Genomic DNA, 15,386 nt, shown 5'->3' on the forward strand with positions numbered 1-15,386 from the left:
AAGATCTAGAGCGCTTCGGTGAAGCGCTCTATACCAGCCGGCTCTGTTCCGTCGCCGCTTCGATGAAGCTGGAGAACAGCGGATGCGGTTCCAGCGGACGGGATTTCAGTTCCGGGTGATACTGGACGCCGATGAACCACGGATGATCCGCATATTCGATCGTCTCAGGCAGCACGCCATCCGGTGACATGCCGGAGAAGGTCAGGCCGCAATCTTCCAGCTTATCCTTGTAGTCGATGTTGACTTCATAGCGGTGGCGATGGCGCTCAGAAATATCGGTGGAACCGTAGATTTCCGAAATCTTCGTGCCCTTCTTCAGGGCCGCCTTATAGGCACCGAGACGCATGGTGCCGCCGAGATCCCCGGAAGCGGTGCGCTTCTGCAGCTCGTTGCCCTTCAGCCATTCGGTCATCAGACCGACCACCGGCTCTTTGGTCGGGCCGAACTCGGTCGACGAGGCATGCTCGACACCCGCCAGATTGCGGGCCGCTTCGATGACGGCCATCTGCATACCGAAGCAGATGCCGAAATACGGCACCTTGCGTTCGCGCGCGAAACGGGCAGCCAGGATCTTGCCTTCGGAACCGCGCTCGCCGAAACCGCCGGGAACGAGAATGCCGTGAACCTTCTCGAGATACGGTGCCGGATCTTCCTTTTCGAAGACCTCGGACTCGATCCATTCCAGCTTAACCTTGACACGGTTGGCAATGCCGCCGTGGTGCAGCGCTTCGATCAGCGATTTATAGGCATCCTTGAGGCCGGTATATTTGCCGACGATGGCGATGGTCACCTCGCCTTCCGGCGTGCGGATGCGATTGCAGACCTCTTCCCACTGTTCGAGACGCGGCTTCGGAGCCGGCTCGATGCCGAAGGCGGCCAGCACCTCGTTATCCAGGCCTTCCCTGTGGTAAGCCATCGGCACGTCATAGATGTTCGCAACATCGAGCGCTTGAATGACGGCAGATTCCCGCACGTTGCAGAACAGCGAGAGTTTGCGGCGTTCGGCTTCGGGGATTTCCCGGTCGGCACGCACGAGCAAGATATCGGGATGGATGCCGAGGGCCTGCAGTTCCTTGACGGAATGCTGTGTCGGCTTGGTCTTCAATTCGCCAGCAGCCGGAATATACGGCATCAGCGTCAGATGAACGTAGACAGCCGTGCCGCGTGGCAGGTCGTTGCCGAGCTGGCGGATCGCTTCCATGAAAGGCATGGCTTCGATATCGCCGACCGTGCCGCCGATCTCGCAGATGACGAAATCATACTCGTCATTGCCTTCGGTGACGAAATCCTTGATCTCGTTGGTAACGTGCGGAATGACCTGAACGGTCGCGCCGAGATAGTCGCCACGGCGCTCCTTGTCGATGATGTTCTTATAGATGCGACCGGTGGTGATGTTATCGGTCTTGGTGGCCGAGCGGCCAGTGAAGCGCTCGTAGTGGCCGAGATCGAGGTCGGTTTCCGCTCCGTCGTCGGTGACGAAGACCTCGCCGTGCTGGGTCGGGCTCATGGTGCCCGGATCCACGTTCAGATAGGGGTCGAGTTTGCGCAGGCGGACTCGATAACCACGAGCCTGCAACAACGCTCCGAGAGCCGCAGCCGCAATTCCTTTTCCGAGGGAAGAAACCACGCCGCCAGTGATGAATACATATCGCGCCATGGGAGTCACCGGATACCTTTTCACAAATGATTCCGCTAGCCCTAAAATTCGTTTCCGGAATTTTGGCTACAGAACGCGGAATATGGACAAAACAAAACCGGCAGATCCGAGGACCTGCCGGGGGTGATCTTTGGCGACCGGAATTACTTGCCGGTCGGGACGCCGCCGTTGTCGGCTGGCGCAGGAGTCGTCGTCGCCGGCGCGGTCTGCTGACCGGTCGCGGCCGGAGCCTGCTGCGCAGGTGCTGCCTGATTCGTCGCGGCCGGCGGCGTCGCCTGCGATTGCGGAGCAACGGCGCCACTATTTGGCACGCCGCTATTGTCGGCCGGCTTCGGCTGGGTGGTTGCCGGAGCAGCACCCTTCTGGCCACCAAGCGAATCGAGGATACCGTTGCCCTGACCCGCCGTGCTCGGAATACGATTGAGAACGTCGGTCGGACGTGCCTCGAAGCGGGACAGCACGTTCATGCCGAGCGCAAGTGCGAAGAACAGCGCCGCAAGAATGGCCGTGGTGCGCGTCAGCGCATTGGCCGTACCGCGCGCAGACATGAAGCCCGATCCGCCGCCGATGCCAAGGCCGCCACCTTCGGAGCGCTGAATCAGCACCACGCCGATAAGGGCGACGACGATCATGAGATAGATGACAAGCAGTACGGTTTGCATAGATCCAGTCCTGCCCGGTGCGGGCATCAAAAATAAAAGCTCGCGGCTCTTTACATGAGGCTCTCGCCTATTCCAAGCCCTTTTAAGGCCGGAACTCCGGGCAAGTTGTTGCTTCAGGCGAACTGCCGTTCGAATGCGGCATAAATGGCAAGGAAGTCCGCCGCTTTCAAGCTCTGTCCGCCGACAAGCACGCCGTTGACATGCGGAATGTCGAGAAGACTGCGCGCATTCGCACCGCTGACGGATCCGCCGTAAAGAATTCGCATGTTTGCGCCCTCCTTGCCGAAGCGTTCGATAAGCTCCGCGCGCATGAAGGCATGGGCTTCCTCGACATCCTCGCTGGTCGGAACCACGCCGGTGCCGATTGCCCAGACTGGCTCGTAAGCAATTACGGTCGTTGCGGCGGTCGCACCATCGGGAACCGAGCCGATCAACTCCCGCTTCAAAACGTCAAGCGTCTGGCCGCTATTGCGCTCGTAGGCGGTCTCGCCGATGCAGATGATGGCAATCAGGCCGGCATCGTGCGCGGCCTGTGCCTTGGCGCGCACAAGCATGTCGCTTTCCGCGTGATTTCTGCGGCGCTCGGAATGGCCGACGATGACATGCGTGCCGAAGCAGTCGGCAATCATTTCGGCCGAGATGTCACCTGTATGAGCGCCGCTGACCTGCTGATGGCAATCCTGGGCGCCGATGGCGAGCGGGCTGTCGTCGCACAGCGCCGTTGCCACATAGAGCAGCGTCGCCGGGGGGCAGAGCAGCGTGTCGATTTTCTCCGACAGTGGCGTCTTGACGCCATCCGCGATCGCCTTGATCTGATCCAGGCTCGCGCGTGTGCCGTTCATCTTCCAGTTTCCGGCCAAAAGCGGCCGTATCGTCTTCGTCATTCCGGTTTCTCCCCCTATTTCATCCATCGGACTAACAAAAAGGCGGAGCAAAGGAAAGTTAGCGAACAAGGCCGAAACCTGTTCAAATCGTTTGAAAAAATGCTTATCCGGAAAATAAATCGAATTGTGCGATGTGTTTCACGATGCCTGTGGATCGACGAGCCAGTTTAGCACCTTGCGCCAATCGGTCATGCGCACCGGCGTTCCGTGATTTCCGGTTTCGAAAAGCGTAAAACGCGTGGGATAATGCGCCTTGTAAAGTTTCTCGAATAAGGCTTGCTGGTCAGCCGCGGCGTAGACCGGATCCTTGCTGCCATGGGCGAACCAGAGCGGCAGCTTTGCCTTGTAGAAAGCGCTCTTCGTGAAATCCGGATCGGTAACGCCACTCAGGATCGCCATGCCCTTCAGCCGCTTGACGCTTTCGGCATCGCGCGTGATGCCCCAGCAGATGAAGCTCCCCATGGAAGCACAGGTGAGTATGACGGGCTTGCCGCCGGATTGCTCGTAGGAATAGCGGATGAGCGCCGCGATATCGGCAACGCCATTGCTGTCGAAACCTCTGACGCTCGGCGCATAATAGGTGCCGCCGTTCTTGTAAGCCAGGTTCTTCAGCCGGTTGAAATTGCCGCCGAACGTATAGTCGTTGGAGCCAAGCCGGCGGTCGCCGCCTCGGCCGTGAATGAAGATCACGGTAAAGGCCTGTTTCGATGCGGGGCCTATGCGAGTGACATCGACCCTGCGATCGCCGATCTCGAGCGTTTCGTCTTCTTGCGCCTTCCAGCGCACGCCGGTATCGACATAAGCCAGTTTGACACGCTTTTCCGGAATCTGGTCGCGGCCGTTGATATCCCGCAATTCCTGATAATCGATCGTCTGGAAGGCGCCGTTGTCGTGACTCTCAATGACCGTCTGGCTGGAAAACAGTTCGTCCTTGAACGGCTTCAGCATATCGGCAGAGGTTCCCGAGGCGGTGGCGAGCAACAAAATGCCCGAGATTGCGGACAGAACGGGCAAATGAGCTGTGGACATTGGCATGCGGATACTTCCTCCGATCGGCCATCGGGCTTGCCATTCTTCACCCGGCAACGCAAATCTCTTTCATGAATCTGCCCCGTCGTGGGGCGCCATCGCTCTTGTGCGCTGTTTCTGGCAGAATCACGGTGATTCGCGAATAGCGGCGACAAATGCGATAATGAAGGGGTCTGGCCCCACCAGAACAAATCTGAGCAGCTTGAAATTCTATGGACAATAGCAACGATCTCTTCTCCGGACTCCCCCGCTCCCCGAAGCCGGAGGCAGCGGAAAAGCCGGCGGTAAAGGCAGAAAAGTCTGCCCCTGCCCCTGCCCCTGCCCCTGCTCCCGCACAGCGCGCGGCGCCGACGACCCAGTCGTCGGAGGAATATGGCGCGAGCTCGATTCGTGTTCTCGAAGGGCTCGAGCCGGTCCGCATGCGTCCCGGCATGTATATCGGCGGCACGGACGAGAAGGCGCTGCATCACCTTTTCGCCGAAGTGATCGACAACTCGATGGACGAGGCTGTGGCCGGTCACGCCAATTTCATCGAAGTCTATCTCGATCGTGAAGGTTATCTCACCGTCACGGATAACGGCCGTGGCATTCCGGTGGAAAACCATCCGCAGGTGCCCGGCAAATCGACGCTCGAAGTCATCATGACCAAGCTGCATGCCGGCGGTAAGTTCGACGGCAAGGCCTATGAGACCTCGGGCGGTCTGCACGGCGTCGGCGTGTCCGTCGTCAATGCGCTGTCGGACGACCTGGAAGTTGAAGTTGCCCGCAACCGCAAGCTCTACCGCCAGCGCTTCTCGCGAGGCCTGCCGGTCGGCGGTCTGGAAGAGTTGGGCGATGTGCATAACCGGCGCGGCACCCGCGTCCGCTTCCATCCCGATCCACAGATCTTCGGCGATCACGCCCGCTTCGATCCGGCCCGCGTTTTCCGCATGGCCCGTTCCAAGGCCTATCTGTTCGGCGGCGTCGAGATCCGTTGGGGCTGTGATCCCGAGCTGGCGCCGGAAGGCGCCGATGTTCCGGAAAAGGCGGTCTTTCACTTCCCGGGCGGCCTGAAGGATTATCTCAAGGCGACGATGGGCAATGAATTCACCGTCACCCGCGAAATCTTTGCAGGCAAGTCTGAGAAGGAAAGCGGCCACGGCTCGCTCGAATGGGCCATCACCTGGTATGGCGGCGACCCGCAGATCCATTCCTATTGCAATACGATTCCGACCCCGGAAGGCGGCACCCACGAGGCAGGCCTCCGCATCGCATTGACCAAGGGCCTGAAAAACTACGCCGATCTCACCCAGAACAAGCGTGCGGCCAATATCACCACGGATGACGTGATGATTTCCGGCGTGGGCATGCTGTCGATCTTCATCCGCGAACCGGAATTTGTCGGCCAGACCAAGGATAGGCTCGCGACGGTCGAAGCCCAGCGCATCGTCGAAAACGCCCTGCGTGACCCTTTCGACCATTATCTCACCGATAATCCGGCCGAAGCCGAGAAGCTGCTGGAATGGGTAATCGAGCGCTCCGAAGAGCGCATGCGCCGCCGCAAGGAGAAGGAAGTCAATCGCAAGACGGCTGTGCGCAAGCTGCGCCTGCCCGGCAAGCTGGCCGACTGCTCGCAGAACTCCGCCGCTGGCGCGGAACTTTTCCTGGTCGAAGGTGACTCGGCCGGTGGCTCTGCCAAGCAGGCGCGCAATCGCTTGAATCAGGCGATCCTGCCGCTGCGCGGCAAGATCCTCAACGTTGCCAGCGCCGGTCGCGAGAAGCTTTCCGCCAACCAGCAGATTGCCGATCTGGTGCAGGCGCTCGGTTGCGGCACGCGCTCGAAATACCGCGAGGAGGATCTTCGCTATCAGCGCATCGTCGTCATGACCGATGCCGACGTCGATGGCGCTCACATCGCCTCCCTGCTCATCACCTTCTTCTATCAGGAGATGCCTGAGCTGATCCGCCAGGGCCATCTTTTCTTGGCCGTACCGCCGCTCTACAAGATCACGCAGGGCTCGAAATCCATCTATGCCCGCGACGACGCCCACCGCCTGGAACTCATGCAGACGGAATTCAAGGGCAAGGGCAAGGTCGAGATCAGCCGCTTCAAAGGTCTGGGCGAAATGCTGCCGGCTCAGCTCAAGGAAACGACGATGGACCCGGCCAAGCGCACATTGCTGCGCGTCGAGATCGACGAAGTGGATTTCGAAGGCACCCGCGACGCGGTCGACAATCTGATGGGCACCAAGGCCGACGCACGCTTCCGCTTCATTCAGGAGCGCGCTGCCTTTGCGGAGGATCTGGATATCTGACGGCGAGCCAACTGCCGAACGGATTTGCTGATCCTGCTTACCAAAAAACAGTTCAATTCGACGTAGAAACTCAGTTCTTTGTGTTCAAGATGCTTTGTGGCCTTGATTATGGCGCGCAGGGCAGTCGTGCTATTGTCATAACGGCTGAATAAGAAGCTTGAAGCCGTTGCTCTTGAAACGGCCTAGATCATACCCCATAACCGGATGATCTAGTAAATTGGGGCGAAGTAAGACCGGTGGGTGTATTTGAACGTCATAAGCCAAAGGAACACCGGTGGCTGGGGCCGAGCGCGCATGCGCGCATGCCTTTGATCCCATCCATTTCCGCGGCACGCTGGCTGCTGATTCTGATTGCCATTGCCGGCATTTATTTCTTCTACGGCTTTCTCGTTCCGGTTCTGGCCGCCGCGGTGATCGGCTTTGCCACCTGGCCGCTTTACAGCGATATCGTCCGGCGAACGGGCGGGAATACGACAGTTGCCGCCACCATCGCCATCGCATTCATCGTGACCTTTCTGGTTCTGCCGATCGTTCTTTCCGCCCTCTACATGGCCGGAGAAGTACGCGAATGGTTCGGCTGGGCAATCCATGTGAATCGTGAGGGGGCGCCGCCGCCGCAGTGGATTCTGGCTTTGCCGGTCGTCGGCTCCTGGCTCGGCGAGCAGTGGACGCAATATGTCGGCAGCCCTGGCTCACTCGGTGAGCTGGCGCAGCTCGTAAGCGGCGCCCATATCGGCAATATCTACAGGGCAGTACTCGCAGCAGGCGGTGGCGCCTTCCACGTCGTCTTGACCCTGCTCTTCATGCTGATCGCCCTGTTTTTCATCTATCGCGATGGCTCGACCTTCGTTCGCCAGGTCGATCTGCTCGGCGAACGTATCCTTCCCAATCGCTGGGAACGGATTTCCCGCGTCGTGCCGGCGACGATCAGCTCTACCGTCATGGGCATGACGCTGATCGCTATCGGTGAAGGCATCGTTCTCGGTGTGGCCTATTGGATTGCCGGCGCTCCATCGGCCATCACGCTCGGCGTTCTCACGGGCGTCATGGCTCTTGTCCCGGGTGGCGCCCCGCTCTCGATGTCGCTCGTTTCGATCTATCTCGTCGCCAGCGGCTCGCTTTGGGCCGGTATTGGCCTCTTCCTCTGGGGTACGATCGAGCTTTTCATTGTCGACAAGACGCTTCGCCCCAAACTCGTCGGCGGGCCGATCAAGCTGCCCTTCCTGCCAACCTTTTTCGGCCTTGTGGGCGGCGTGAAGACCATGGGCTTCCTCGGGCTCTTCATCGGCCCGGTGCTGATGGCCATCATCGTTGCCATTTGGCGCGAATGGATTCGCGAAGCCGAATTGACCGAGGAGCAGCACGCGCAGGAGCCCGAACTGCAATTGCATGTCCGGGATGCTGCCGAGGGTTGATTGCTCAGCTGGTCTGTTCCAGCCGTTTTTCCATGAAAAGGCTCAGTGGATCCGGCTGATAGCTGCCGAAAGGCGGAATTTCGAGATAGCCGAATTTCCGGTAGAGTCCGATCGCTTCCGGTTGATATATGCCGGTTTCAAGCCGCACCGCGGAAAGACCTTTTTCGTGCGCTGCCGCTTCGAGCGTTTCCATGAGCCTGCGTGCGACGCTTCGGCCCCTGGCGGCTGGATCGACGAACATGCGCTTGATCTCCGCCGTGCCGTCGCCGGCTTCCACCAACGCGCAACATCCAACGATCGTCCCCTCTGCCCTGGCGACCCAGAAGGTCACCTCAGCCTTCTCCAGCGAAGACAGATCAAGCATATGGTTGCTTTCCGCCGGGTAGAGCGATTCCGCATAGGCGCTAGACATGTCGAGAAGGCGAATGACGCCTTCCTGACGCGGGGATTCGATAGCGATCGTCAGTGACAAGATGAACCTCGGAACCTAGAGCATGTCGTGCAAAAGTGTGCGGCGGTTTTACGATAACGACATGCGTAAAATCAAAGACCTAAAGCGCGGGAAGCGAATCTGAAAGATCGTGACGCGCTTTAGAACGCCGGCTGGATATCACGCGGCGGCGAGCGTCGCCAGGGCGGCAAAGCTGCGCGCAGTTTGCCGCTTTTCGGCATTGGCAAGCTTCTCGACCATGTCGAGGAGCTGCGTTGCAGCAACCGGACGTGGCTCCGCAAGGCGGAACTTTCGCATCAGCCGCGAAGAAACATCTTCCAGCATCGCCATACCGTTCCTGCGGGAGGATTCGCGCCAGATCACCGTCGCCTCGACGAAGATCGTGCTGATATCTCGGCGCAAGCCGGCGCTCTCGTAGAGAGCCCGCAGGGCATGGACGCGTCCTCTGGAAACGATCGAGCGCACGCGTCGTTCGTCGCATCCGGAAAGATTGGTGATCGCGCAGGCAAAGAAATCGACCTTGCCGGAGCATAGCGCATGCATGAGGAATGCCGGTGTCAGCCAGCCGCTGCGCCTCAGATGCTCGACGAAATCAGGCAATTGCTCGTGCTGCGCCGTTCCTGCAATGGCAACGGTTGCGGATTCCGTCGCCTCACGCGTGACCTGTTGCAGCCTGGAGCTGCCGACAAAACTCTGGACGAGAGGCGATTCCGAAAGCGCTTCGCTGACGTACCGCATCAGCAGGTGCCTGATATCTGCGGACAAAATGTCCCGGGAAAGAAGCAGTCCGCGTATGTCAGCGCAGTCGCCCATGCGCTCTGCGATGCGCTTGAGGGAGGCCTGCGAAAGCAAGGCGCCGTCGTTCTCGAGCAGACACAGAATTTCGACCTCTCCGCCCATCTCGGCAAGCGCAGCACAGACGGCACACGGCACCTCCCCGCGCGACGCGATCAGTACCCGCGTCACTTCGCTACCCCGCAATGCGAGATCGACGAGATCGGCATCGGTGAACACGGGCGAAAACAGGATGATCTGCCCGGCGATTTCAGGCTGATCCTCGGCTAGAGACAAAATGACGTTCCGCGGGGCGCCGGTCGAATGCGCGACCGCTTCTGCGAGCGCTAACCGCACGCGAGGAGACGGATCGTCGAGCAGATAGGTCATCGCCATCTCGGCGGCCGCGCGCTCTTCCTCCGGCATCTCCGATTGCAGATAGGCCCTGCCGAGCGCATTGGCCGCCCGGGTTCTGCTTTCTGCCTTGGCGGTTTCAGCCCAGCGAAGGAATGCTTCTATGATCACGTAACGCCCCGATATCGGCGAGGCGATTCTTGCCCCGCAAATTCCTAGGCTTCACCTTATCGGGCAAAGGTTTACGGGACGTTTACCTTGCTTGTTAACCTTTCTCCGGCAGGCATGAGTGGCGCCTTCAGGGCGCCTTTGGCCTCATCATCTCGAAGACCTCGCTGCCCTCGCTATAATCCATGTAGCCCATGCGTGCGATGGGACGCGCCAACGCCATATCCAGCCTGCCTTCGCGAATGATCGTCTCGTCGATATGGATACCGACGACCTGGCCGATGACCATAATATTTTCGGATGTCTCGCCATTGAGACCCTTGGGCTGGAGGATTTCAGTCACCCGGCATTCGAGCACGGCAAAGGCTTCGGCGACATAGGGGGCATCGACCAGCTCGCCCGGCTTCGCCGTCAGTCCGGCAAGTTCGAATTCGTTGACCCCATAGGGAACGGCAATCGAAGAGTGGTTCATCTTCTCCACGATATGGCGACTGACGAGGTTGGCGGTAAAGACGCCGGTTTCCTCGACATTGCGCACGCTGTCCTTTCGACCGGCGGAAGAAAACATTACCAGTTTCGGCCGATCGCTGACGGCATTGAAAAAGGAATAGGGCGAGAGGTTCAGCGAACCGTCCCTGCCCTTGCTGCCGATCCAGCCGATCGGCCGCGGCGCGACGATCGCCTTGAACGGATCATGCGCCAGACCGTGGCGATTGGTGTCTGTCGTATAGAACATCATGCGTCCTCGCCGCCGATCCAGGTCACCGTTTCCGACAGCTCCGGGCGCGGGCGTTCGACCGGCGGGAAGCTTGTGGAGCCGATATGGATGAAGCCGGCGACCTTCTCGCCAGGCTGGACGCCGAGCAGCGGATAGGCGCGTTCGTCGAAGGCGAACCATTCCGTCAGCCAGTTGGAGACCCAGCCATGGGCATTGGCCGCCATTAGCAAGTTCAAGCAAAGCGCGCCCGCCGACATCAACTGCTCCCACTCCGGGATCTTGAAATGCGGCGCCGCCTTGCTGACGACTGCGATGACCACGGGTGCACGAGTGAACCGGGTGCGCTCGACCTGAATCATTTCCTCCGACAGGTCCGGCTTGGCTTCCAGCGCGAGCTTCAGCAGCTCTTCACTGATGCGGGCGCGTTCCCCGCCGCGATAGACGATGAAGCGCCAGGGCGCGAGCTTGCCATGATCCGGCACACGCGACGCCAACCGGAGAATCTCCTCGATTTCAGCCTTGTCCGGGCCTGGTTCCGACATTTGAAACGCGGGAATGGATCGGCGCACCGCGAGATAGTCGACCAGCTTGATATCGGTTTTCATTAGGGAACTGCCTTCATTTGGGCTTTATGGGATGTAGGTCTTGAATTTGCCACCGCATTGGTTTTGAAGTGGCGTGTGTTTTATCGGAAGTCAATCGGTTGGGTATTCATGTCAGGCATTTCATCCGCTCGCCGATTGAGCGCGGCTTTCGCGATGCTTGTGAGCATGAACACTGCCGTCCCGGCACAGGATGCCTTTAAGGAATTCAAGCAGCTCGACGGCAGCGTCAAGATGCCGAAGCTCAATGCTTTCGTGGCACCGAATGGCGAGAATTCGCCTGCGCGCACATTGCGCGACGTTTCCCTCGAAGCCAAACTCACGCCCCAGAGCGGCCCGCAGCAGCAGGGCCTCGCCTGGTACGTCTTCAGCCCGATTGCGGGCGCTGATGGCAAGCTGCCGCTGGTTGCCAGTTCGCGCGGAGGCTCGGCCTCCTTTCACCTTTTGCCCGGCGACTATTTCGTCAATGTCTCTTTCGGCCGCGCCGGCGTCACCAAGCGGCTGAGCGTGCCTGAAAGCGGCGACACCCAGAAGCAGACGATGGTTCTCGATGCCGGTGGCATCGTTCTGAACGCGGTATCCGGGCCCGATGTCCGCATCCCTCCGAACGAGCTGAGCTTCTCGATCTATTCGAGCGAAACCAAAGAAGACGGCGAACGCGGTCTTGTCATGGACGACGTCAAACCAAACACGCTCGTCGGCCTCAGTGCCGGCACCTATCATGTCGTCTCCGAATATGGCGAGGTCAATGCCGTCATCCGCGCCGATATCCAGGTGGAAGCCGGCAAGGTGACGGAAGCGACCATTCAGCACAGGGCGGCAAAGATCACCTTCAAGCTGGTTTCGGATGCCGGCGGCGAGGCAATCGCCGATACTGCCTGGTCGATCCTGACAGCTGCGGGCGATATCGTTGGCGAAAGCGTCAGCGCGTTTCCGACCATGGTGCTTGCGGAAGGCCGCTACACGGCCGTCGCCCGAAACAAGGACAAGATTTATCAGCGCGACTTTACCGTCGCCGCCGGCATGAATACGGATGTGGAAGTGCTGATGAAACAGCAACAGCCGCAGGAGGTCGATACCGAACAATCGGCCCGACAGCTACCGATCCAGATGCCGCCAATGCGCCAGAGCCAGACACCGCCGGCCACAACCAACCAGCAGCCGCTGCCCACCTATGAACAATTGGCGCCGGCCGCTGGCGGCGACGACGGCGATAGCATGGATTGACGACTGCGACGTCGCCATTTTGTCGCTGGCGCGAACAATCCAGACAGTTCACTCGGCGACAAAAGTCTCGCGATTCATCCCGCCCGACGCCGGAGCAGCTTTCTCGGCGGGGCCATGGAGAAGACTGCGCCATAGAGCTTCGCCAGCAGATCCTTGCGGTCACTGCCCTCGCTAAGGGCCTCCCAGCTGCGAGGAGCGCCGATATGGGCAGTGATGGTGCTGCCGGAGAGACGCCGGAATTCGCGGATCAGCAGCGAGATGCGCAGGGTCATCGAAATCCGGCTTGCCAGATGGAACAGCCGGCCGTTCTGTCCCTCGAAATAGATGGGAATGACGCTGGCGCGGGCCGCCTGAATGAGTTTCGCCGGGAATATTTTCCAGGGCAGATCCTCCGCCCGGCCGAAACCCTTCCTGGCGGTTGCCACACCGCCGGCTGGAAAGACGATGATCGTCGTGCCTTCCTTGAGCAGGCGAACAGCCTCATGCCGGGTCTTCATGTTGATTGCCATCGCTTCCTTAGTTTCCTCGAAGGAAACCGGTAGCGAATAGTCGTTCATTTCAGGCACTTTCAACAATTCGTTGTTGATGAGGACCTTGAAGGGGCGCCCCAGTTGCTCGGCAAGCGCCAGCACCGCGATCCCGTCGCCGATGCCGTAGGGGTGATTGGCGACGATGACGATCGGCGCCTCTGGAATCTGGTTCGGCGGCCACTCGCCCTTGATGAGCAGGCGCACATCGATGAGATCGAGCATCTTGCCGAAGACCCGCTCGCTCTTGCCGACGATATCGGTGCGCCAGATATCGTAGAGCCGGGCGTAACGGTCCCGGCCGGAAAGACCTTCGATGGAGCGGATGAACCAGCGCTTGATCCGCGTGTCCCGTTCGTTGGCGTAGGATAATTCTTTGAATTCCAAGTGCGCGACGGGGCTGCCCCGCTCCTATGGTCTCAGTTGCGTCACATGCTGCAGCCACAGCAACGCGTTGATTCATCAACTATATGAAAGCTGTATGTCAGTTCTCTGACGGCACCCTGAAGGTGCCGTCAGGTATGATGGCGTCAAGCGGCCTTGACGCGCCGTGCTTCGCGCTTGCGCAGAATGTCCGGCGGCGTCGCTTCGAGAGCAAGCGAGGCGATCGCCTCGTCGAGCGACATGGATGTCTGCGACTGGCTGCCGAGGCGGCGGATATTGACCGAACGCTCTTCGGCTTCCTTCTTGCCGCAAACGATGATCACCGGAACCTTCGTCACCGAGTGCTCGCGGATCTTGTAGTTGATCTTCTCGTTACGGAAGTCGGTCTCGACATCGAGACCGGCGTCGCGCAGCGCTTCGGCAACTTCTTCGCCATAGGCATCGGCTTCCGAGGTGATGGTCGCGACGACGACCTGCAGCGGCGAGACCCAGAGCGGCATATGGCCGGCAAAGTTCTCGATCAGAATGCCGAGGAAGCGTTCCATCGAGCCGCAGATGGCGCGGTGGATCATGACAGGCTGCGTCTTTTCAGAGTGCTGGTCGATGTAGAAGGCACCGAAGCGCTCCGGCAGGTTGAAATCGACCTGGGTCGTACCGCACTGCCATTCACGGCCGATGGCATCCTTGAGCGTATATTCGAACTTCGGACCGTAGAAAGCGCCCTCGCCCGGCAGAATGCCGGTCTTGATGCGTCCTTCGGACTGCGCCTCAATCGTCTTCAGCACGTCCATCATCACGCTTTCGGCACGGTCCCAGAGTTCGTCCGAACCGACGCGCTTTTCCGGGCGGGTCGAGAGCTTGACGACGATCTCCTTGAAGCCGAAGTCCTCATAGACCGAGAGAATGAGATCATTAATCTTCAGGCACTCTGCCGCCATCTGCTCGTCGGTGCAGAAGATGTGCGCATCATCCTGCGTGAAGCCGCGCACGCGCATCAGGCCATGCAACGCACCCGAAGGCTCATAGCGATGCACTGCACCGAATTCCGCAAGGCGGATCGGTAGTTCGCGGTAAGACTTCAAGCCATGCTTGAAGATCTGGATATGGCCCGGGCAGTTCATCGGCTTCAGCGCGAAGACGCGATCGTCGTCGGCATCGTCGCCGGCGACGGTGACCTTGAACATGTTGTCACGGTACCAGCCCCAGTGACCCGAGGTCTCCCAAAGCGACTTGTCGAGCACCTGCGGTGCGTTGACTTCCTGATAGTCGCCCTGCAGCCGCCGGCGCATATAGGACACCAGCGTCTGGAACATGCGCCAGCCCTTGCCGTGCCAGAAGACGACGCCGGGGCCTTCTTCCTGGAAATGGAACAGGTCCATTTCGCGACCGAGACGGCGATGATCGCGCTTTTCGGCCTCAGCAAGAATGTGCAGATAGTTGTCGAGATCCGACTGTTCGGCAAACGCCGTGCCATAGATGCGGGTCAGCATGGGATTGTTGCTGTCCCCACGCCAATAGGCGCCGGCGACCTTCATCAGCTTGAAGGCGTTGCCGATCTGGCCCGTCGAAGCCATGTGCGGACCTCGGCAGAGATCGAACCATTCACCCTGGTAATAGATCTTCAGATCCTGACCTTCCGGAATCGCATCGACCAGCTCCACCTTGTAGTTTTCGCCCTTGGCGGCAAAGACTTCCCTCGCCTTCTCGCGCGACCAGATTTCCTTGGTGAACGGCTTGTTGCGCTGGATGATCTCGCGCATCCGCTTCTCGATCACAGGCAGATCATCGGGAGTAAACGGCTCGTTCTTGGCGAAATCGTAATAGAAGCCGTTTTCGATGACCGGGCCGATCGTCACCTGCGTTCCCGGCCAAAGCTCCTGTACGGCTTCGGCAAGCACGTGCGCGGTGTCGTGGCGGATCAGTTCCAGCGCACGGTCGTCCGACCGGGTGATGATCTCGATCTTGCCGTCGGTCACGGGATCGGAAAGATCGCGCACGGTGCCGTCGACGGCAATGGCGACAGCTTTCTTGGCAAGTGACTTGGAAATGGATTCGGCGACATCGCGACCGGTCGTGCCGGCAGCGAAGCTGCGCACGGAACCATCGGGAAATGTCAAGGAAACGGATTGGGACATTTATATTCTCCTTGTCCAGTCCCGCCAACGAATGCGGGTGGTTTCGAAAGATACGGACTAAGTAAATGCGTACTTAAGTCCGCGCGCCTGATAGCGGTATTTCGT

Annotated in this window: 13 protein-coding genes; 3 read left to right on the top strand and 10 right to left on the bottom strand. The window is 59.6% G+C overall.

The window, feature by feature from the left end; all coding sequences use genetic code 11:
- Positions 1-28 precede the first annotated feature (28 nt).
- The 4 genes from pyrG to AC13RE_RS01725 form a co-directional block, all read right to left on the bottom strand.
- Positions 29-1,666: a CTP synthase gene (pyrG, locus tag AC13RE_RS01710; RefSeq protein WP_015339947.1), complete on the bottom strand. Its 1,638-nt coding sequence runs from the start codon at positions 1,664-1,666 to the stop codon at positions 29-31.
- 134 nt (positions 1,667-1,800) lie between these two features.
- Complete coding sequence (gene secG, locus AC13RE_RS01715; RefSeq protein ID WP_015339948.1) at positions 1,801-2,319, bottom strand: preprotein translocase subunit SecG; 519 nt, start codon at positions 2,317-2,319, stop codon at positions 1,801-1,803.
- 113 nt (positions 2,320-2,432) lie between these two features.
- Positions 2,433-3,203, bottom strand: a complete 771-nt coding sequence (tpiA, locus tag AC13RE_RS01720; protein WP_112338968.1) for a triose-phosphate isomerase — start codon at positions 3,201-3,203, stop codon at positions 2,433-2,435.
- A 138-nt stretch (positions 3,204-3,341) separates the two neighbouring features.
- Complete coding sequence (locus tag AC13RE_RS01725; RefSeq protein ID WP_488561738.1) at positions 3,342-4,238, bottom strand: alpha/beta fold hydrolase; 897 nt, start codon at positions 4,236-4,238, stop codon at positions 3,342-3,344.
- A gap of 206 nt (positions 4,239-4,444) precedes the next feature.
- On the opposite strand from AC13RE_RS01725, the gene parE reads away from it, so the two are divergent.
- Positions 4,445-6,526 carry a DNA topoisomerase IV subunit B gene (parE, locus tag AC13RE_RS01730; RefSeq protein WP_488561739.1) on the top strand — a complete coding sequence of 694 codons (2,082 nt, stop codon included), beginning with the start codon at positions 4,445-4,447 and terminating at the stop codon, positions 6,524-6,526.
- 236 nt (positions 6,527-6,762) lie between these two features.
- Positions 6,763-7,941 carry an AI-2E family transporter gene (locus AC13RE_RS01735; protein WP_488561740.1) on the top strand — a complete coding sequence of 393 codons (1,179 nt, stop codon included), beginning with the start codon at positions 6,763-6,765 and terminating at the stop codon, positions 7,939-7,941.
- Positions 7,942-7,945: 4 nt separating this feature from the next.
- Here AC13RE_RS01735 and AC13RE_RS01740 read toward each other — a convergent pair whose 3' ends face one another.
- The 4 genes from AC13RE_RS01740 to AC13RE_RS01755 form a co-directional block, all read right to left on the bottom strand.
- Entirely contained in the window at positions 7,946-8,413 is a 468-nt protein-coding gene (locus tag AC13RE_RS01740) for a GNAT family N-acetyltransferase (protein ID WP_488561741.1), read from the bottom strand.
- A gap of 138 nt (positions 8,414-8,551) precedes the next feature.
- Complete coding sequence (locus tag AC13RE_RS01745; RefSeq protein WP_488562526.1) at positions 8,552-9,706, bottom strand: DUF2336 domain-containing protein; 1,155 nt, start codon at positions 9,704-9,706, stop codon at positions 8,552-8,554.
- A gap of 112 nt (positions 9,707-9,818) precedes the next feature.
- Positions 9,819-10,424, bottom strand: a complete 606-nt coding sequence (locus AC13RE_RS01750) for a flavin reductase family protein (protein WP_488562527.1) — start codon at positions 10,422-10,424, stop codon at positions 9,819-9,821.
- Positions 10,424-11,011, bottom strand: a complete 588-nt coding sequence (locus AC13RE_RS01755) for a nitroreductase family protein (protein ID WP_488486609.1) — start codon at positions 11,009-11,011, stop codon at positions 10,424-10,426. Before AC13RE_RS01755 ends, AC13RE_RS01750 begins: the two co-directional genes overlap by 1 nt.
- A 108-nt stretch (positions 11,012-11,119) precedes the next feature.
- Here AC13RE_RS01755 and AC13RE_RS01760 point away from each other — a divergent pair, with 108 nt between their 5' ends.
- Positions 11,120-12,235 (top strand): hypothetical protein, encoded by a 1,116-nt coding sequence (locus AC13RE_RS01760; protein WP_488561742.1) that lies wholly within the window; start codon positions 11,120-11,122, stop codon positions 12,233-12,235.
- Positions 12,236-12,309: 74 nt separating this feature from the next.
- Here the strand turns inward: AC13RE_RS01760 and AC13RE_RS01765 are convergent, their stop codons facing one another.
- Positions 12,310-13,149 carry a lysophospholipid acyltransferase family protein gene (locus tag AC13RE_RS01765; protein WP_132716624.1) on the bottom strand — a complete coding sequence of 280 codons (840 nt, stop codon included), beginning with the start codon at positions 13,147-13,149 and terminating at the stop codon, positions 12,310-12,312.
- Between the two features lie 143 nt (positions 13,150-13,292).
- Positions 13,293-15,281, bottom strand: coding sequence for a threonine--tRNA ligase (gene thrS / locus AC13RE_RS01770; RefSeq protein WP_488561743.1), 1,989 nt, complete (start codon positions 15,279-15,281; stop codon positions 13,293-13,295).
- Positions 15,282-15,386 lie beyond the last annotated feature (105 nt).

The organism is Martinezella sp. CNPSo 3959 (genome assembly GCF_057784355.1).